The sequence below is a fragment of the Pseudochelatococcus sp. B33 genome (genome assembly GCF_053570585.1).
In genome coordinates this window covers 122,318-141,031 of the sequence record NZ_JBSEFH010000019.1, presented here as the reverse complement: position 1 = coordinate 141,031, position 18,714 = coordinate 122,318, and the positions used below count along the sequence as shown (strand labels likewise).

The 18,714-nt window shown below is 66.2% G+C and carries 17 protein-coding genes and 1 tRNA gene; 6 read left to right on the top strand and 12 right to left on the bottom strand.

Annotation, left to right across the window (positions count from 1 at the left end; translation table 11 throughout):
* Positions 1-10: 10 nt before the first annotated feature.
* Positions 11-3,022, bottom strand: coding sequence for a DNA polymerase I (gene polA / locus ACUSIJ_RS20635; protein ID WP_449310297.1), 3,012 nt, complete (start codon positions 3,020-3,022; stop codon positions 11-13).
* A gap of 724 nt (positions 3,023-3,746) precedes the next feature.
* On the opposite strand from polA, the gene ACUSIJ_RS20630 reads away from it, so the two are divergent.
* Positions 3,747-4,454: an XRE family transcriptional regulator gene (locus ACUSIJ_RS20630; protein ID WP_449310296.1), complete on the top strand. Its 708-nt coding sequence runs from the start codon at positions 3,747-3,749 to the stop codon at positions 4,452-4,454.
* 179 nt (positions 4,455-4,633) lie between these two features.
* On the opposite strand, the gene sciP is transcribed toward ACUSIJ_RS20630, so the two are convergent.
* Entirely contained in the window at positions 4,634-4,909 is a 276-nt protein-coding gene (gene sciP / locus ACUSIJ_RS20625) for a CtrA inhibitor SciP (RefSeq protein ID WP_183750010.1), read from the bottom strand.
* A 398-nt stretch (positions 4,910-5,307) separates the two neighbouring features.
* Here sciP and mnmA point away from each other — a divergent pair, with 398 nt between their 5' ends.
* From mnmA to ACUSIJ_RS20600, 5 genes are all read left to right on the top strand, one after another.
* Positions 5,308-6,561 carry a tRNA 2-thiouridine(34) synthase MnmA gene (gene mnmA, locus ACUSIJ_RS20620; protein WP_449310295.1) on the top strand — a complete coding sequence of 418 codons (1,254 nt, stop codon included), beginning with the start codon at positions 5,308-5,310 and terminating at the stop codon, positions 6,559-6,561.
* Between the two features lie 60 nt (positions 6,562-6,621).
* Positions 6,622-7,272, top strand: coding sequence for a class I SAM-dependent methyltransferase (locus ACUSIJ_RS20615; RefSeq protein ID WP_449310294.1), 651 nt, complete (start codon positions 6,622-6,624; stop codon positions 7,270-7,272).
* A 198-nt stretch (positions 7,273-7,470) separates the two neighbouring features.
* Entirely contained in the window at positions 7,471-7,872 is a 402-nt protein-coding gene (gene folB, locus ACUSIJ_RS20610; RefSeq protein ID WP_449310292.1) for a dihydroneopterin aldolase, read from the top strand.
* A gap of 23 nt (positions 7,873-7,895) precedes the next feature.
* The gene (gene folK, locus ACUSIJ_RS20605; RefSeq protein ID WP_449310290.1) at positions 7,896-8,417 is read left to right on the top strand and encodes a 2-amino-4-hydroxy-6-hydroxymethyldihydropteridine diphosphokinase; all 522 of its coding nucleotides are present in this window, start codon (positions 7,896-7,898) and stop codon (positions 8,415-8,417) included.
* 69 nt (positions 8,418-8,486) lie between these two features.
* Positions 8,487-8,879 (top strand): c-type cytochrome, encoded by a 393-nt coding sequence (locus tag ACUSIJ_RS20600; protein WP_449310289.1) that lies wholly within the window; start codon positions 8,487-8,489, stop codon positions 8,877-8,879.
* A 63-nt stretch (positions 8,880-8,942) separates the two neighbouring features.
* Here the strand turns inward: ACUSIJ_RS20600 and ACUSIJ_RS20595 are convergent, their stop codons facing one another.
* From ACUSIJ_RS20595 to ACUSIJ_RS20550, 10 genes are all read right to left on the bottom strand, one after another.
* Complete coding sequence (locus tag ACUSIJ_RS20595) at positions 8,943-10,844, bottom strand: ABC transporter ATP-binding protein (RefSeq protein ID WP_449310288.1); 1,902 nt, start codon at positions 10,842-10,844, stop codon at positions 8,943-8,945.
* Between the two features lie 17 nt (positions 10,845-10,861).
* Positions 10,862-11,368, bottom strand: a complete 507-nt coding sequence (locus ACUSIJ_RS20590) for a hypothetical protein (RefSeq protein ID WP_449310287.1) — start codon at positions 11,366-11,368, stop codon at positions 10,862-10,864.
* Positions 11,369-11,372: 4 nt separating this feature from the next.
* Positions 11,373-11,945, bottom strand: a complete 573-nt coding sequence (locus tag ACUSIJ_RS20585; RefSeq protein WP_449310286.1) for a permease — start codon at positions 11,943-11,945, stop codon at positions 11,373-11,375.
* Positions 11,946-11,954: 9 nt separating this feature from the next.
* Positions 11,955-12,674 carry a cysteine hydrolase family protein gene (locus ACUSIJ_RS20580; RefSeq protein WP_449310285.1) on the bottom strand — a complete coding sequence of 240 codons (720 nt, stop codon included), beginning with the start codon at positions 12,672-12,674 and terminating at the stop codon, positions 11,955-11,957.
* A gap of 23 nt (positions 12,675-12,697) precedes the next feature.
* Entirely contained in the window at positions 12,698-13,606 is a 909-nt protein-coding gene (locus ACUSIJ_RS20575; RefSeq protein WP_449310284.1) for an ABC transporter permease, read from the bottom strand.
* On the bottom strand, positions 13,569-14,576 hold the full coding sequence (locus ACUSIJ_RS20570; RefSeq protein ID WP_449310283.1) for an ABC transporter permease: 1,008 nt from the start codon (positions 14,574-14,576) through the stop codon (positions 13,569-13,571). Before ACUSIJ_RS20570 ends, ACUSIJ_RS20575 begins: the two co-directional genes overlap by 38 nt.
* A gap of 39 nt (positions 14,577-14,615) precedes the next feature.
* Positions 14,616-16,139, bottom strand: coding sequence for an ABC transporter substrate-binding protein (locus ACUSIJ_RS20565; protein ID WP_449310282.1), 1,524 nt, complete (start codon positions 16,137-16,139; stop codon positions 14,616-14,618).
* Positions 16,140-16,472: 333 nt separating this feature from the next.
* On the bottom strand, positions 16,473-17,447 hold the full coding sequence (locus ACUSIJ_RS20560) for a LysR family transcriptional regulator (RefSeq protein ID WP_449310281.1): 975 nt from the start codon (positions 17,445-17,447) through the stop codon (positions 16,473-16,475).
* A gap of 196 nt (positions 17,448-17,643) precedes the next feature.
* Positions 17,644-17,718: transfer RNA gene (locus ACUSIJ_RS20555), tRNA-Val, on the bottom strand.
* Positions 17,719-17,853: 135 nt separating this feature from the next.
* The gene (locus ACUSIJ_RS20550; RefSeq protein WP_449310280.1) at positions 17,854-18,567 is read right to left on the bottom strand and encodes a phosphoglycolate phosphatase; all 714 of its coding nucleotides are present in this window, start codon (positions 18,565-18,567) and stop codon (positions 17,854-17,856) included.
* Positions 18,568-18,714 lie beyond the last annotated feature (147 nt).

The window sequence follows — 18,714 nt, the reverse complement described above, 5'->3', positions numbered from 1 at the left end:
GAATGGACGATCAGTGGGCGTCGTCCCAGTTCGCGGCGGCACGCGCCTCGACGGCAAGCGGCACCTTGAGTTCCACGGCGGGCAACGGCGCCTTCTCCATCACGTCGCGGATCAGCGGCAGCGTGGCCTCGATCTCCTCGTCGCGCACCTCGAAGACCAGTTCGTCGTGCACCTGCAACAGCATGCGCGCGCTCAGGTTCGCCTTCTCCAGCGCGGGCTCGATGCGCACCATGGCGCGGCGGATGATGTCCGCCGCCGCGCCCTGCAGCGGCGCGTTGATGGACTGGCGCTCGACGAAGGCGCGCTCGGACGCGTTTTTCGAACGGATCTGCGGATAGTGGCAGACGCGCCCGAAAACCGTCTTCACGTAACCGTGCTCGCGCACGAACTGCTTGGTGGCGTCCATGTAGTCGCGAATGCCGGGGAAGCGCTCGAAGTAGCGGCGGATGTAGGCCCCCGCCTCCTCGCGCCCGATTCCGAGCTGATTCGCCAGCCCGAAGGCCGAGATGCCGTAGATGATGCCGAAGTTGATCGCCTTGGCGCGGCGGCGAATCATCGGGTCCATGCCCTTGACCGGCACGCCGAACATCTCGGACGCCGTCATGGCGTGGATGTCGATGCCGTTCTCGAACGCGCGCCGAAGCTGCGGGATATCGGCGACATGGGCGAGCAATCGCAGCTCGATCTGCGAATAGTCGGCCGAGACGAGCTTCCAGCCCGGCTCCGCCACGAACGCCTTGCGGATCTTGCGGCCTTCCTCGGTCCGAATCGGGATGTTCTGGAGATTGGGATCCGAGGACGCGAGCCGCCCCGTCGTCGTCGCCGCGAGCGCGAACGAGGTGTGCACGCGCCGTGTCTGCGGATTGATGAACCCCGGCAGCGCGTCGGTATAGGTGGAGCGCAGCTTCGACAGCTGCCGCCAGTCGAGGATGCGCGCCGGCAATTCGTGGCCCTGCTCGGCCAGATCCTCCAGCACGCCCGCGCCCGTCGCCCACTGGCCGGTGGCCGTCTTCTTGGCGCCGGGCAGGCCCAAGCGGCCGAACAGGATATCGCCGAGCTGCTTCGGCGAGCCGACGTTGAAGCTCTCGCCGGCGAGTGCATGGATTTCGGCCTCCAGCCCGCCGAGGCGCTGGGCGAATTCACCCGAAAGGCGCGCCAGCAGCGCCGGGTCGATGGTGATGCCGCGCTGCTCCATGCGCGCCAGCACCGCCGCCAGCGGACGCTCCAGCGTCTCGTAGACCGTGGCCTTGCCTTCCGCGACCGTGCGGGGCTTGAGCGCTTCCCACAGGCGCAGCGTCACGTCGGCGTCCTCGGCGGCGTAGGCCGTGGCCCTGTCGATCGCCACCCTGTCGAAGGTGACGGCACTGCGCCCCTTCCCGGCCACATCCGTGAAGGCGATCGGCTTGTGCCCCAGATGCTTCTCGGACAGGGGGTCCATGCCATGGCTGCCGAGCCCCGCGTCGAGCACATAGGAGAGCAGCATGGTGTCGTCGTAAGGCGCGACCCCGATGCCGTGGCGGGCGAACAGCAGCCAGTCGTACTTGAAGTTCTGGCCGACCTTGAGCACGCCCGGATCAGTCAGCAGTGGCTTCAGGAGATCGAGAACGGCGCCCGTCGGCAACTGCTGCACCTCGGGCCCCTCCAGCGAGGCCGCCGCGTCGCCGAACAGCCCCGTCTGCTCCTCCGGCGCACGATGACCCAGCGGGATGTAGCAGGCCGCCCCCGGCTCGGTGGCGAGCGATATGCCGACGAGCGTCGCCGCCATCGCGTCAAGCGAATCGGTTTCCGTATCCACCGCCACGATGCCCCGCTCCCGCGCCCTGGCGATCCATGCGTCGAGCGCCTCGATCGACGTGACGGTCTCGTAGGCGGTGGTGTCGATCGGCGTCGCCCGCTGACGGTCGCCCGCGCGCCCGGCGACGGCTGCAGGTCCGGTCGCGGATTCGGGCGCGTCCTCGCCGTCCTCCCGTGCGGCGGACGCCGGCACGGCGTCGCCGGACACGGCGGGGGGCTGCGCGGCGATCGCCGCCGGCGCCACGGCCTCGACGTCGACGCCGTAGATCTCCGCCGCGCGACGGGTGATGGTGGTGAACTCCATCGACTTCAGAAAGCCGATGAGCTGCTGCGGATCGGGCTGATGCACGGCGAAGGCGGCGAGCGGCACCGCCACGTCGACATCCTCGACAAGCCTGACGAGCTGGCGCGACAGGCGCGCGCCCTCGGCATGGGCGATCAGCGCCTCGCGCCGCTTGGGCTGGCGTATCTCCTGCGCGCGGGCGAGCAGCGTGTCGAGGTCGCCGTAGTCGGCGATCAGCTGCGCGGCGGTCTTGATGCCCACCCCCGGCACGCCCGGCACGTTGTCGGTGGAGTCGCCGGCAAGCGCCTGCACGTCCACCACGAGCCGCGGCGGCACGCCGAAATAGGCGAGGACCTCGTCCTCGCCGATCATGCGCTCGGCGCGAAAACTGCCCTTCGACTGGGTGCCCGACGCCGGGTCGTACATGGCCACGCCCGGGCGAATCAACTGCATCAGGTCCTTGTCGGCGGAGACGATCAGCACGTCCGCCCCCGCCTCCCGCGCCTGCCGGGCATAGGTGGCGATGAGATCGTCCGCCTCGTAGCGCTCCTGCTCGACCGGCATCAGGCCGAAGGCGCGCACCGCCTGCCGCATCAGCGGAAACTGGGGCACCAGGTCTTCCGGCGGCGGGGGACGGTTGGCCTTGTAGGGCGGATAGAGCTCCTTGCGGAACGAGTTCTCGGACTTGTCGAAGATGATGGCGAGATGCGTCGGGCGAATGCCTACCGCACCCTCGCGCAGGAACTGGAACAGCTTCGTGCAGAAAAGCCGTACCGCGCCGGTCGGCAGGCCGTCCGAGCGATAATTGTATTTCCGGTCCTGGTTCATGGACTGGAAATAGGCCCGGAACACGAAGGACGAGCCGTCGACGAGAAAGACGTGATCGCCCGCGCCGGGCTGGCGCGGAACGGCGGCGGGGGAAGTCAGTGTGCTGGTGTCGCTCATGCTCTACCCATAACCCGTTTCGGGCCCGCTGCGGTAGCCGTCTTGAACGACAGTCCCCACTGCAGACCGCCATACCGGGAATCGGCGGCGCAAAAATGACGGCCCCCGGCGATGAAGGCGCCCGCGCTCCCCGGCCTTCCTGTCGCGCACGGCGCGACATATCCGCTTGCGGGACGACGACCCTGCACAAATTGCGATACTGTCATCGCCAGAGAGATTCACAAGCGAAAATAAGCTTATCGCTCATATATGGCTATTTTTGCGACAGATTTATTGTCTTCGGCGTGTGCGCCGTCACTTGCAGATGGCGTGTATTGGTGTTTACTGTACACCCAATTCGACATATGTTGATGTCAGGGATGATAGTGGCGCAGCCGCCGGACAGAGTTGCAGAATGGGAGGCTATCGAATGAACGCCTGTATCCGCTCATCGGTCCATACCTTTCCGCGGCTCGTACGGAGCCTGCGTCAATCGATGTAACAATTGGCGATGTAATAATTGCGCTCGAGTTCGCGCAAAAGTGTCGTGGCCTGCCCTGGCGGAGCCTGCATCTCCCGGGAGCGGAGCGATCGCCCGTGAGGAGCCGCGGTGTGTCCCTGCGGTCGGGAGGCCGACCATCGCGGTTCTCGCGCACCATTGTAAACCTGGCTTTTCCCGCCGGTCTCCGCTTGACCGTGAAAAGCCTCCTTGACCTCTCCCGAATAATAATGGTTGGGATTTACTATGGCTGGCAAACCGGAACATTTGATCGATACGAATCCGCCCTGGGAAGATGCGTCGCGCAGCGACGGCGATCATGACATCGGACGCAGGATCCGGTTCCTTTTCGAGAGGCTGGGCGGCCAGAAGGCGGCGGCGGCCACGGACAAGTCCATCCGTTCGCTGCAGCGCTACTTCTCCGGCGCCGAGCCGCCCGCAAGCGTCGTGAAGGCGCTGGCCAAGGCAACCGGCGTCTCCGCCGACTGGATCCTCTTCGGCGGCGACGAGCCGACGTTGCAGCCTTCCGGAACCGCGGGCAGCAACCAGTTCGTCTACATTCCCAAGTTCGACGCTGCCGAGGCCCAGAAGGGCATCGGCAGCGACTCCAGCCACTCCTCGGCGATCGCCATGCGCGAAAGCTGGCTGCGCGGCATCGGCACGGATCCGCGGCAGGCGTATCTGCTCGCCTTCAGCGGCGACAGCATGGAGCCCACCATCCGTGACGGCGATCTGCTGCTGATCGACCGCTCCGTCGAGCAGGTCATCGACCACGGAATCTACGTGCTGCTCGTCGGCGGGCGCCTGCTGGTCAAGCGGGTGCAGTTGCGCCACGACGGCTCGCTGGTGCTGCGCAACGACAATCCGGCCTACGAGATCGAAACCGTGTCGGCCGAGGAAGCCGGCCGCCTCGTCATCGAGGGGCGCGTGCGCTGGTTCGGCCGCACGGTGTGACGCCATGCCGGCGGATCCGTCAATCTGGTCCGCCATCCATCGGATATGACGATCAGGACCGGCGGGGGTCTCCCGGCCGGTCCTGCGTTCTGGGGGCGGTGTCGGCGCGATCGCGGGCTTTGATGATTGCGGGGCTGGCGATCGCCGTTCGGCATCGGTCGAAGACCGGGAGTCCGGTATTACTGCCGGTAGTGCTGGATCCGCGTCGTGCGCAGCCCGGCGAGACCGTGCTCGTCGATGGACTGCTGCCAGCTCAGGAACTCCTCCACGGTCAGCGTGTAGCGCTGGCACGCCTCATCCAGGCTCAGCAGCCCGCCACGCACAGCAGCCACGACTTCGGCCTTGCGCCGGATGACCCACCGCTTGGTGGTCGTCGGGGGGAGATCGGCGATGGTCAGCGGGCTGCCATCCGGTCCGATGACGTATTTTGCGCGAGGGCGAAAGGCTTCGGTCATGGATACGCTCACAATTGGTCTCGACTGACCCGGTTCGACAAAAACCCTTCCGACTGACACAATCCGGGCAGGCGGATCCGGGCGGGCTTCACCAGCCGGCCTGGCCGACCCGCCGACATGACCAACAGGGACATGGCCGACAGGTCGTCCCCGGACGACCGGATGACGTCGATCCTGGAGGCTAGCGGCTTCCTTTTAAGAATTGCCTAAAGCCGGGGTGCCGCTTGCGCTTGCCTCCATCTGTGCGAAAGGTGGATAATGAATTCTCGCGGCCACCATAATGAAGGCTGAATGAAGCGTTGCACCGTGGGACTGGCGGGATGGGCCGTGTGCGCGTATATGGGACAGGGCGCGAGGATCGGATAGGGTCGCGGCGGCGTCCGCGGAAGAAGAGCGTGATGTTGAACAGTCTGGATCTGCCGAAGGAGCCGCGCGATACGCGCGTCGTCGTCGCCATGTCGGGCGGCGTCGATTCGTCGGTCGTGGCGGCGATGCTGGCGCGCGAGGGCTACGACGTGATCGGCATCACGCTCCAGCTCTACGATCACGGCGAAGCCATCCATCGCAAGGGCGCGTGCTGCGCCGGACAGGACATCCACGACGCACGCCGCGTCGCCGAGCGAATCGGCATCCCGCACTACGTGCTGGACTACGAGTCGCGCTTTCGCGATGCGGTGATCGAGCGCTTCGCCGACAGCTACCTGAACGGCGAGACGCCCATCCCCTGCGTCGAGTGCAACCGGTCGATCAAGTTCACGGAGCTCCTCGATACCGCGCGCGACCTCGGCGCGGACGTGCTCGCCACCGGCCACTACGTCGCGAGCCGCCCGCTGCCCGGCGGCGGCACCGACGGAGGGCGCGCCCTCTACCGCGCCGCCGATCCCGACCGCGACCAGAGCTATTTCCTCTACGCCACCACGACCGAGCAGTTGTCCGTCCTGCGCTTTCCGCTCGGCGACCTCAGCAAGCCGCAGACCCGGGCGCTGGCGCGCGAGTTCGGCCTCGACATCGCCGACAAGCACGACAGCCAAGACATCTGCTTCGTGCCGGGCGGGCGCTATGCCGACATCATCGAGCGGCTGCGGCCCAAGGCCGTGCTGCCCGGCGACATCGTCCACGCCGACGGGCGGGTGCTCGGCCGGCACAACGGCATCATCCATTTCACCGTCGGCCAGCGCAAGGGGCTCGGCATCGCCACCGGCGAACCGCTCTACGTCGTCAAGCTCGATGCCGACAACGCCCGCGTCATCGTCGGCCCGCGCGACATGCTGGCGACGAGCGCCGTCACCCTCGCCGACCTCAACTGGATCGGCGACCGCCTGCCGCAGCCGGGCGACGCGCCGATGGAGGTTGCCGTGCGCGTGCGCTCCACGCGCGCGCCGCATCCCGCCTTCCTGCGCATCACCGCCGACGGCGCTGCCGTCGAGCTGCCGGTCGCGGAGCTCGGCGTCGCGCCGGGACAGGCCTGCGTCATCTACGAGTCCGGCGAACCCCGCGCCCGCATCCTGGGCGGCGGCACGATCAGGCGCACGACATCCGTCATGCCGCTGACGATTTCGCCGGCTGGAGCGCTTTCCGGTCAAATGGAATCATTTGATCGATCAGAATTCGCTCAAAACGAAGAATCGCAGAGCGTTTGCCGATCCAGTTAGATCGGCAAACGCTCTGAGACGGCTTACGCCAATACCGCCATCGCTACGGAAACCTTGTGAATGAGCACGATCGCCGACGGTCCCGACACCTCACTGATGCGCAAGGCTTACGCACGCTGGGCGCCCATCTACGACTTCGTCTATGACGGCCTGACCGCTTCCGCGCGCCAGAGCGCCGTCGAGGCGGCGCTCGCCTGCGGCAACAACATCCTGGAGGCGGGCGTCGGCACCGGCCTGTCGCTGGCGGACTATCCGGAGAGCGCCCGCGTCATCGGCTTCGACATCTCCGAGCACATGCTGCGCCGGGCGGCGGGCAAGGTGGAGAAGCACAATCTCGACCACGTGCGCCTGCTCACCGTGATGGACGCCTGCCGGCTGGGCTTTCCCGACAATGCCTTCGACGCCGTGGTGGCGCAGTTCCTGATCACGCTCGTGCCGCATCCCGAACTCGCGCTCGACGAGTTCATGCGGGTTCTCAGACCGGGCGGCGAGATCATCCTCGCCAACCATTTCGGCGTCGCCGACGGCCCGATCGCCCGCGCCGAGGAGGCGGTGGCGCCCGCCGTCCGCAAGCTCGGCTGGAGTTCGGCCTTCAAGACGCGGCGCATCGAGGACTGGGCGGAGAAACACGCCTCCACCTCGCTGATCGAGGTGCGGCCGGCGTTTCCGCTCGGCTTCTTCAAGGTCGTGCGCCTGCGCAAGGCCGCCTGACCTCTCCTGCGTGATCCTCCGCCGTGCAGGAGTGCCATCGGGCAGGAGCGCCGTTTCCCTTCGGCGGCGGCCGCGGCCTATGGTATCCTGTCACACCGGCGGCGAGCGGCGCCGTCACCGTGGTTCCGGCGGGCCTTCTCCGCCACCGCCTCATATCCGGACATATCCATCCGCTACGGAAGGTTTGACGACAGCAAAATGAGTGCTCCGACGTCCCGGCGCGGCGAGCCGATCGACCGCATCATCCTCGACCGCATCGCGCTTTTCGCCTATCACGGACTGCATCCGGAGGAGGAGCGGCTGGGGCAGCGCTTCTTCGTCTCCCTCGATGTCGGCATAGACCTGCGCGACGCCGGGCGGCGCGATGACTGGCACAGCACCGCGTGCTACGCGAAGCTGACCCAGCTCGTGCAGGAAATCGGCGTCGGCCGGCGCTTCCGCACCATCGAGGGACTGGCCGAAGCCATCGCGGCCGCCGCTCTCGCCTCCGTTGCCCGCATCGAGCGGGTGACGGTGCGCATCGAGAAGCCGGCGGCCCCCGTGCCCGCCATCATCGACAGCGTCGCGGTCGAAATCACGCGCACGCGCGCGGACGTCTAGACGTCCGCGCAATGGAAAAACGGTTGGCGGGCGTAGCTTTGGCCGATTCGACACCGCGCCGGGCCTATATCGGCCTCGGCAGCAACATGGGCGACAAGCGGGCGATGATCGCCGTCGCCCTCGATCACCTGCGCGCGACGCCGGGGATCGCTGTCGTCGCCCGCTCGCGCGACTATCGCACGCCGCCCTGGGGCGACACCGATCAGGACTGGTTCATCAACGCGTGCGCCGCCCTCGACACCACCCTGACGCCCGACGACCTGCTGGCCGCCTGCCTCGCCGTCGAGACGCGCATGGAGCGGGTGCGCACGCGCCGATGGGGGCCGCGCGTCATCGATATCGACCTGCTCGACTACGATCGGCGGGCCATTCGCAGCGACAGGCTGACGCTGCCGCATCCGCGCATCCTGGAGCGCGCCTTCGTGCTGACGCCGCTGGCCGAGATCGCCGGCGATCTGCCGCTGGCGGCATCGAGCGTGCGCGAGCACGCCCGCCGTCTGGCCGATCCGGCCATCGTCCCCCTGGACGACACATCTCTGCGCTGATCCGCCGCAGGCGCGCGCATTCCCGTTTGGCTACCTTGCCCGGAACGATTCCAAACGGGAAACAGGTTCGTGAAACGATTGATTATCATTGCACTTTCGCTTCTCGCCGCATCGCTGGCGCCGGCTGACGCATCGGCGCAGGATGTGGCGAAGGGCGAGCGGGTTTTTCTGAAATGTCGGGCCTGCCATCAGGTGGGTGAATCGGCGCGCAATCTCGTCGGCCCGCAGCTCAACGGCATCGTCGGGCGGCCCGCCGCCACGGTCGACGGCTACGCCTATTCCAAGCCGATGCAGGAATCGGGACTGACATGGGACGAGGAGACGCTGGCGGCCTATCTGCACAACCCGCGCGAGAAGGTGCCGCACAACCGCATGATGTTCCCCGGCCTCAAGAAGGACTCCGACATCGCCGACGTCATCGCCTATCTGAAGCAGTTCGGGGCGAACGGCGGCAGGCCGTGACGCCGGGCCGCTGTCCGCTTTCGGGATCGACCGATACAGATGGGGCGGGTTGTGCAACCCGCTCTATTCCAGCACGAAATGCTGCTCGCCGACCTGCCGAAGCTGCTTCGGCGACGCCTGATAGTCGAGGGGCCTCACGGCGCTCCTGATCTCGGTTGCCGACAGTTCGCCCGAAAACCGGTACGCCGGATCGGCGACGGGCACCGAGGCGATCAGCCGCCGCGTATAGGGATGAGCGGGATTGGATATGACGGCGTCGCGCGGGCCGATCTCGACGATCTCCCCGAGATACATGACGGCGACGCGATGGCTGACTCTCTCGACGACCGCCATGTCGTGCGAGATGAACAGGTAGGAAAGCCCGAGTTCGTTCTGCAGCTCCATCATCAGGTTCAGCACCTGGGCGCGGATGGAGACATCGAGCGCCGACACCGCCTCGTCGGCGACGATGATCGCCGGGTTGAGCGCCAGCGCCCTGGCGATGCAGATGCGCTGGCGCTGCCCGCCGGAAAATTCGAAGGGATAGCGTCTGAGCGACGAGGACGGCAGGCCGACCCGCTGCAGCAGCTCCACCACGCGATCGCGGATTGCCGCCGCCCCGAGCGTTCCCTGAATATGCAGCGGTTCGGCGACGAGCCGCTCCACCGTCATGCGCGGATTGAGCGAGGCGAAGGGATCCTGGAATACCATCTGCACGCTGGCGCGCACGCTTCTCATCAGCGTCTGGGAGAAATTCGTGATGTTCCGGCCGTTGACGATGATGTCGCCGGACGTCGGCTCGACCAGTTTCAGGATCGCCCGGCCGGTGGTGGACTTGCCGCTGCCGGATTCGCCGACGAGCGCCAGCGTCTCACCGGGAAAGAGCTTGAACGAGACGTCCTCCACCGCATGGACGCGGGCGACGACCTTCTTCAAAAGCCCCTTGTAGACCGGGAAACGCACGCTGAGGCTATCCACCTCCAGCACCGGGGAGCGATGCGCCGGCTGCCGCCCTGCGGCGGCGGACGGCTCTTTCGTCTCGGCGAAGGACGGAACGGCGAAAGCCTCGGGCGTCGCCTTTCCCTTCATCGAACCGAGCCGGGGCACCGCCGCCAGCAGGGCGCGGGTATAGGGATGGCGCGGGGCGGAGAAGATCGCCTCCACCGTCCCCTCTTCCACCCGCCGCCCGTGGCGCATGACCATGACGCGGTCGGCAAGGCCCGCCACCACCCCCATGTCGTGGGTGATGAACAGCACGCCCATGCCGATTTCCTTCTGCAAGGTCTTGATGAGCGACAGGATCTCCGCCTGGATGGTGACATCGAGGGCGGTCGTCGGCTCGTCGGCGATCAGCAGGGCCGGCCTGCAGGCGAGCGCGATGGCGATCATCACGCGCTGGCGCATGCCGCCGGAGAGCTCGTGCGGATATTGCGCGAGACGCTTCTCGGGCTCGGGAATGCGGACCTGCCGCAGCGCCGTGAGCGCACGCTCGCGCGTCGCCCGCCGGCTGCAGTTCTCGTGGAGCCTGATCGCCTCGCCGATCTGATCGCCGATGGTCATGACCGGGTTGAGGGATGTCATCGGTTCCTGAAAGATCAGCGACACCACCTTGCCCCGGACCTTGCGCAGCGTCGGCGGCGAGGCGGTGGTGACGTCGATCGGGTCGCAGCCCTTCGGGCGCAGGACGATTTCGCCCTCCTCGATGCGTCCGCCCATGAAATCGATGAGCCGCATGATGGACTTGGCGGTGACGGATTTTCCCGAGCCGGATTCGCCGACGACGGCGAGCGTCTCGCCCGGCGCCACCTCGAAGGAGACATCCTCCACCACGCGCGCCGTCCCGTCGACCGAGGCGAAGCTGACGCTCAGATTGCGGACGCTGAGAACGGCCGGCTTGGGGCTGGCCGCGCGCGCGGGGAACAGGGCGCCGTCGCGCGCGTCGACGGCCTCCGTCGGCAGGGAAATCGGCATCGTTTGGACGGACATGGACAGCGGCTCCGGATTCAGGACGGCATGAGGGCGATAAGGAGAACGGCGATCACGCCGGCGAGCGGCGGCAGCATCCACGAGGAGGCCAGCCGGATGGCGACGAAGCGCGGCCCCATGATCGGCAGCTCGTAGGAGATGATGCGGTGGACGGCAAAGATCGACCAGGCGGCGAGAAAGGCGATCATCTGCGCCTGGCCCGCGCCCATGTCCCAGATGACGAGGGCGATCGGAAAGGAGATCATCGGCCCGCCGGGGATCAGGCCTCCGAGCAGGCAGGCGAGAACGACGCCGCTCATGCCGCTCTCCGCGCCGAGCAGGGCGCCGATGTATTCCGTCGGCACAAGCTCGCTGAAGAACGAGGCGGCGAGCAGGGCCAGCGGCACGCGCACGGCCATGGCGCCGCCCTGATCCTGCAGATGGCCCAGCATGTCGCGGATGCGGTCGGGGTGGCGGATCACCACCCCGCCCACCATCAGCACGGCAAGCACCAGCATGAACCATGTCCCGAAATCCATCTCCATGGTCCTATCCTCGAAGGCCGGGGTAACGCCTGCACAGAAGGCGGGCGAGCACCCCGGCGATGACCGGCAGGGGGAGGCTCGAGACGAACCGCAGGAGGCTGAACTCGAAACCCATGAAGGGAATTTCCCAGATCACGAGCCGGTTCACCCCGATGGCCGCCCAGGCGATGAGAAAGGCGATCAGGGCGCCGGCATCGGCCCCCGCCTGCGCCAGCGCGAAGACGAGCGGGAACGAGGCGAAGGGGCCGCCGGGCATGATCGCGCCGATGAAGCTTGCAATGGCAAGCCCCTTCAGCCCGGACTCCTCCCCGAGCCAGCGCGCGACGCGCTCCCTCGGGACGAGCACGGTGACCGCCGCCGCGATCATGAGGCCGAGCACCAGGTGCGGCAGCAGCGACACGACCCGGTAGCCCGCCTCGGTCAGACGGCCGCCGACCGCGTCGGCTCCCTTCACGGCGTAGCAGGCGAGGCCGGCGACGACGGAAAGCGCGAGGAAAAGGAGCGTGGACCGCAGGCCGGCCATTCTTCGCGCCTTCCGGACGTCCAGCTTTGGCCGGATCTGCCTGTCGTGTTTCATGCCCGCCGCCTAGGCCGCGACGGAACCGGGCGTCGCCAGTCCCCCGAGATGCTTCACCACCTCCTCGACATGCATGACATCGACATATTTGTGATGCAGATCGAAGAGGTTGACCTTGTGGCTCAGTTCAACGCGGTCGTAGCAGCATTCCTCCACCACCGAGACGTGGAAGCCGTTGGAATAGGCGTCGACGACGCTGGCGCGCACGCAGCCCGAGGTGCTCTCGCCGCAGACGATGAGGCTCTGGATGCCGAGCAGGTTGAGGTGCGACAGGAACGGCGTGCCCTGGAAGATGCTGGCGCGCTGCTTGTAGATCACCACGTCTTCCGGATGCGGCGTGAACTCGGGATAGATCGCATGGTCGTCCGGATTGGCCGGACGCGGGCGCTTGCGCTTGGTGGAAACCGCGCCGGCGGGGCGATTGTTCGGCCGCACGTCCTGGGTGCAATAGAAGATCGGAATGCCGGCGGCGCGGGCGGTGGCGAACAGCGCCTTGGTCGGCGCGATCGCATTGTGGGCATAGATGCCGCAACTGTTCGGAAACTCGCTGTCCAGTTCGGAGGGCGGCTTCGGGCCGCCACGGTAGACGACATTGTAGAGGTCGATCGCGAGAAGGGCCGGACGCGGACCCACGAAGGTCTCCCGCGCATAGGGCGCGTAGAGCTTCATGTCGGCTTCCGGAACGACGTCCTTCCAGCAATGGTCCTCGAACTGTTCAATGCTTGCCATGATGATAGGGTCCTCTTCTGGTTTTAAACGAGCTTCCCCGACCGCTTGAGACGCGGATCGAGATTGTCCCGGAGAACGTCGCCGAACATGTTGATAGACAGGACGGTGACGAAGATCGCCAGGCCGGGAAACAGGGCGATCCACCAGGCCGTGCTCACATAGGCACGGCCGTCGGCGAGCATGCCGCCCCAGGTCGGAACCTCGGGGGGCACGCCGAGACCGAGGAAGGACAGGCTTGCCTCGGCGATGATCGCCGCCGCCATGGCGAAGGTGCCGATGACGAGCGTCGACTGGATCAGATTGGGCAAGATGTGCTGAAAGATGATGCGGCTGTGCGATGCGCCGAGCGAGCGCGCTGCCAGCACGTATTCCCGCTCCTTGAGCGTCAGCGCGTTGGCGCGCGCCACACGGCAATAGGGAATCCAGCGCTGCAACGCCAGCGCCACGATCAGGATCGTCAGGCTCTGCCCGAGGAAGGCCACGACGGAGATCGCCAGAAGCAGCGGCGGGAAGGCCCACACGACTTCGACGAATTTCTGGATGACGAAATCCACCCGCCTGCCGAAATAGCCTGAAACCACGCCGAGCAGAAGACCGAAGACGCCCGAGAGCGACACGACGGCGATGGCGATGACCAGCGAGACGCGGGCGCCGTGGATGATCCGCGACAACACGTCCCTGCCCACGTGGTCGGTGCCGAAGAGATAGCCCCCGGCCAGCGACGGCGCGGTCATGGCGACGGAGAGGTCCTGCTCGAGCGGGTCGAACGGCGCGATCCACGGGGCGAAGATTCCGCACAGGGCCAGGATCGCCAGCATGACGACGCTGAAGGACGCCTTGGGCCGGAGCCACGGCCGCAGCCCCCGCAGCCAGCGCCGGCGGCGGCCCTGCGCCTCAAGCTTCGAGGCGGATTCGAGGGTCGATTGCAGCATAGAGGAAATCCACGAGCAGGTTGATGATGATGAAAAGCGTGGTGTAGACGAGCACGACGCCGGTGATGAGCGGATAGTCGCGCCCGCCGATGCCCTGCAGCAGCAGGCTGCCGATGCCGGGCCAGGAGAACACCGTCTCGATGATGATCGAGCCGGACAGCAGCGAACCGAATTCCAGCCCCACGACGGTGATGATGGTCACGAGCGCGTTGCGGAAGCCGTGACGCCACACCACCGCGCGCTCGGCCACGCCCTTGGCGCGCGCCGTCATGACATAGTCCTCGCCGAGCGTTTCCAGCATCGAGGAGCGGGTGACGCGCATGACGATGCCGACCATGTTGAGACCGAGCACGAAGGCGGGCATCAGCAGGTAGGTGAAGGCATCCCACAGCGCCTCCCCGTTGCCGTGGAGCACGGCGTCGAGCGTGGCGAAGCCGGTTATCGGATCGTCCGCGAGGCCGAGGGTCTCCCGGCCGTTCGACGGCAGCAGGTGGAAGTGGCCCGACACCACGAGGATGAGCATGATGGCGAGCCAGAAATGCGGCATGCTGATGCCGATGAAGCCCGCCACCGAGCCGATGTTGTCCAGCCAGGAATTGGGGCGCGCCGCGGCCCACACGCCGAGGGGCAGCGCGATGAGGGTCGCGAACAGCGTGGCGTAGAAGGCGAGTTCGAGCGTGGCCGGAAAGCGCTCCCCGATCAGGGCGAGCACCGGCTCGCCATAGCGGAAGCTGTCGCCGAAATCGAGCTTCAGGGCCGACCAGAGGAAATGGCCGAACTGCACGATGACCGGCTGGTCGAGGCCCCAGCGGGCGCGGATCGCCGCGACATCCTCGGGACTCGCGTCCTCGCCGAGCAGCAGGGAGGCCGGGTCCCCGGGCGCCGACTGGATCAGCAGGAAGACGACCAGGGCGATGAGGATGACGACGGGGAAGGTGCCGATCGCCCTTCTGAAAAGATAGACAAGCATCGTGTTTCCTTGGCCGGTTCGAAGGCGGGCCGGGGGCGTTCAGTTCTTGACCTTGACCTGCCAGCCATAAACTTCGCCGGTCGGAACGGGCTGGAAATCGATGTTGGAGGCGACGCCCCAGGCCATCTTGTGACGCCACAGGAAGAGGCCCGGCGCTTCCTCGACGATCTTCGCCATCGCCTGCTGCAGGAGCTTCATGCGCTCCGCCGGGTCGAACGTCTGGCGCTCGGCCTGCAGCATCTCGTCCACCTCGGCGTTGGAATAGCCGACGCGCGGCGAACCGCCGGTTTCGAAGTACTGGGCGAGCATGACGCTCGGATCGAGCACCGTGCCGCGGCCCATGTAGTAGAAGGCGGTCTTGCCGTTCTGGACGTCATCCCACATGGTGCTCCATTCGGGCGTCTTCAGGTTGACCTTGAAACCGGCCTTCTGGAGCATCGCGGCGATGGCTTCGCAGATCTGCTTGTCGGACGTGTAGCGGCCAACGGTGGCGGTGAAATCCACCTCGACGCCATTCGGGTAGCCGGCTTCGGCCAGAAGCGCCTTCGCCTTTTCGGGGTCGTAGGGGTAGGCGGGCTTGAAATCCGGCGAATAGCCGACCTGGCCGGGGCCGACGGGGCCGTCCAGCCGCGACGCCTGGTCGTTCAGGATGGCCTTGATGATCGCGTCACGATCGATCGCATGGGCGACCGCCTGCCGGACGAGCGGATTGTCGAAGGGCGGGGAATCGGGACGCATGGCGACGAACATCACCTCGAGGGAATCGTTCCAGGCCGTCTTGACAGCGGTATTCGCCTCCAGACGCGGCACGAGTTGCGGCGGGATGAACTGGGCGATCTGCACCTCGTTGTTGAACAGGGCGGTCAGCCGCTGCTCCGGCTCCTTCATGATGCGGAAGATGATTTCGTCCGGGTTGTCGGCGCTGACGAGCGGGTGTTCCGGGTTTTTCTCGATGGCGACGTAGTTGTCCGTCTGCAGCCGGCGCAGCTTGTACGGGCCCGCGCCGATGGGATGCTCGCGGTCGGCGGCGGGACCGTACTCGTCGTAGAGGGCCTTCGAGGTGATGATGATGCTCTTCAGGTATTCGAGCAGCGTTGCCGTGGGTTCCGTCGTGCGCACGACGACGGTTTGCGGGTCGCGGATCTCGACACTTCCGACATAGTTCAGGCGGTGCTTCTGCTTGCTGTCGGGATCATTGCGCGTGCGGTCGAAGGAATGCACGATGTCCTCGGCGAGAACGGGGTCGCCATTGCTGCGCTTCAGACCCGGCTTGAAGGTGAAGACCCAGGTCAGCGGATCCTCGACGGTCCAGCTTTCGAAGAAGTCCGACGTATAGCTCGCCGTCTCGTTGTCGTAGCGCACCATGCAGCCGTAGACCTGACACCAGACGGCGTTCATCAGGGAAACGCTGTCGGCATAGGGATTGGCGCCTGCGATCGTTTCCGTCACCGAAACAGTCACGCGGGTCTTCGCGAGCGCGGGCGCCGCCGTCAGCATGACGGAGCCGCAGAAAAGCGCGGCCATGACACGCCCCCCGAAAACCGCGAAATTCCGTCTCGACATCTCCACTCCTCCTTACGTCCGGTGCAGGCCGCATCAGCCATCCTGATGCCTGCCGGTCTCTTCCGTTCGTAGTGAAGCAAGAGGTATGCCAGGATTAAAATATCATTATATATCAATTGATTAATCAAATTCCCGGACCATCGGAGGCGCCCGGAAAACATCTTTGGCGCCGCTTCCCGTGCTTCTCCGGCCCGCCCGCTTCCGCCCGGAGGCGGCATTGCCATGCGAATGGGCAGTCCGCATCGCCGCGGGGAGCGGAAATATCGAGCATCCAAAAGGGCTTGAGATGATCCATCAGTTTTTCTAATGGAGTTGTGGCCACCTGACCAGAATTTAGCCGCAAACGCTGTCGGCCCTGGCGATGATGGGTCTGCTGACCTCGGGCACGATGCCGGACAGGTGCCTGTCGATCTTCCGGCGCAGATCGCTGCGGCAATTGCCGGCGAGTTTCAGCGGCAGGTCGAAGAACCGGCCCGGCCGGGTCACGAGATTGATCGTGCGGGTGGGCACGGGCTGCGGCAGCGGCAGGACGTCGATTTCCGCGATCTCGAACACGGGGTCCAGGAGGCTGAAGGGTGTGGTGATCGCCCAGCCCTTGCCGCGCCGCACGGTGTCGATGACGGCGGTCGCCTGATCGAGCTCGATCGTGCGCGCCACGTTCACCATATGCTGCGCCAGATACTGGTCCGTGACCTGGGCCAGATACCGCTGATGCGCGTAGCGGACGAAGGGCAGCATGCTCGCCAGATCGTCCAGCCCCAGATTGTCGGGGTCGACGAAATCCTTCGGCACCAGCAGCACGATCGGTTCGATGGCGATCGGATGCAGTTCGAAGGTCGCCGGATCGAAGGGCTGGGCCGAGATCACCATGTCGACCTTTCCGGCGCTCAGTTCCTCGCGGTGGCGATAGGTGACGGAGGCGCCGACCTGCAACCGCTCGACAACCTCCTGGAGCGTTTCGACCACCGTGCCCGTCAGCGTCTTTCCCAGGGTATCCATGATGCGCACGGACAGGGTGGGAAAGCTGAAGCCCCGGAACTGCTGCATGGAGCGCTCGGTGGTGCGCAGTTCCTCCAGCACGCGCCGGGCGTGATGCTGGAGGCTGAGGCCGGCGGGCAGCAGGCGGAAACCGCGATTCTCGCGCTCGATGAGCTTCAGCTGCAGGACGTTCTCCAGACGGCTGATCTGCTGCGACACCGCCCCCTGGGTGATGCCGAGGTGCCTGGCGGCGCCCGTCATGCTGCCTGCGTTACAGACGGAGAGGAAAACTTCCAGCGAGCGTGAATCGAGCGTCGGACCGGTTTTCATCCTGCGGAAAACCCCTCCCTATCTGGAAGGCTGCGGAGAGCAATTCCCAAGATAGTCCGGCTTTTGCTGCAATGCAACTTGCCGGCGCGAGGGCGAGGCAGGACCACGATTGCGGATTGTGCCGCAGCGTCGAACACCGTCGATGACCGGCAAGAGCCGTACCGCGCAATCATTCGCCGATTGTCGGGGATTTGGATGGTGGGCGGTACAGGGTTCGAACCTGTGACCCCTGCCGTGTGAAAGCAGTGCTCTACCGCTGAGCTAACCGCCCATCCCGTTGCCTTCGGTCCGTTCGGGGACTTGCGCCCGATCGCGATTCCCGAAAGGCTGCGGCCCCGCCGGTTTTCCATCGGGTGCCTCTGTCGCCCTTCTAGAAAGGTCGGGGCGTTCCGTCAAGCGGTCTCGTTCATGCAAGTGTCGTTTTCGCCGGCAATGCGGCGGAAGCGGTGATTTCGGCCGTCGCCGTCCACAGTTCGTCGAAGTGCCCGATGAGGCGGTCGGGCGCGAGTTCGGCGACCGGGATGTCCGAATAGCCGAACGGCACGGCCACCACAGGCACGCCCGCCGCGCGCGCGGTGTTGATGTCCGTCTGCGAATCACCCACCATCACCGCCCGCACCCGCGAGCCCCCGGCGCGCTCGATGGTCAGCGTCAGATGGCGCGGATCCGGCTTGAAATAGGGAAACGTATCGCGCCCGCAGATGGCCGCGAAACGATCCGCGATGCCGAGCAGATCGAGCAACTCCAGGGAATGGTTTTCGTATTTGTTGGTGCACACGGCCAAAAGCCAGCCCTCCTCGCGAAACCGGTCGAGAGCATCCGTCACACCGGGGAACAGCCGGGTATCGACATGCAGATTGCGGCCGTAATAGTCGAGAAAGGCCCGGAACATGCGCTCCAGCCGGACATCGTCGACGGAGCCGTAGCCCGCCTCGTTGAGCCCGCGCAGGATGAGGGAGCGCGCGCCGGCCCCGATCATGTCGCGCGCCCTCTCGAAGGGCAGCGGCGGCAGGTCCTCTGCCGCCAGCACCGTGTTGAGGGCCGCGACGAGGTCGGGGGCGGTGTCGGCCAGGGTGCCGTCGAGATCGAACACGGCAATGGGGGGGAGCAGGTCAGTCATGTCGCGCATCGATACGATTGGGGAGCCGGCGGGTTCAAGCTGGACTATAAGCGGCGCGGACGGAGGCGGCAATCGCCCCTGAGTCGGAGGTGGCCTGCGCCAGACGAGGTCCGGAGCGGGCGAAACCGGGCCGGGCGCCGGCGAAAA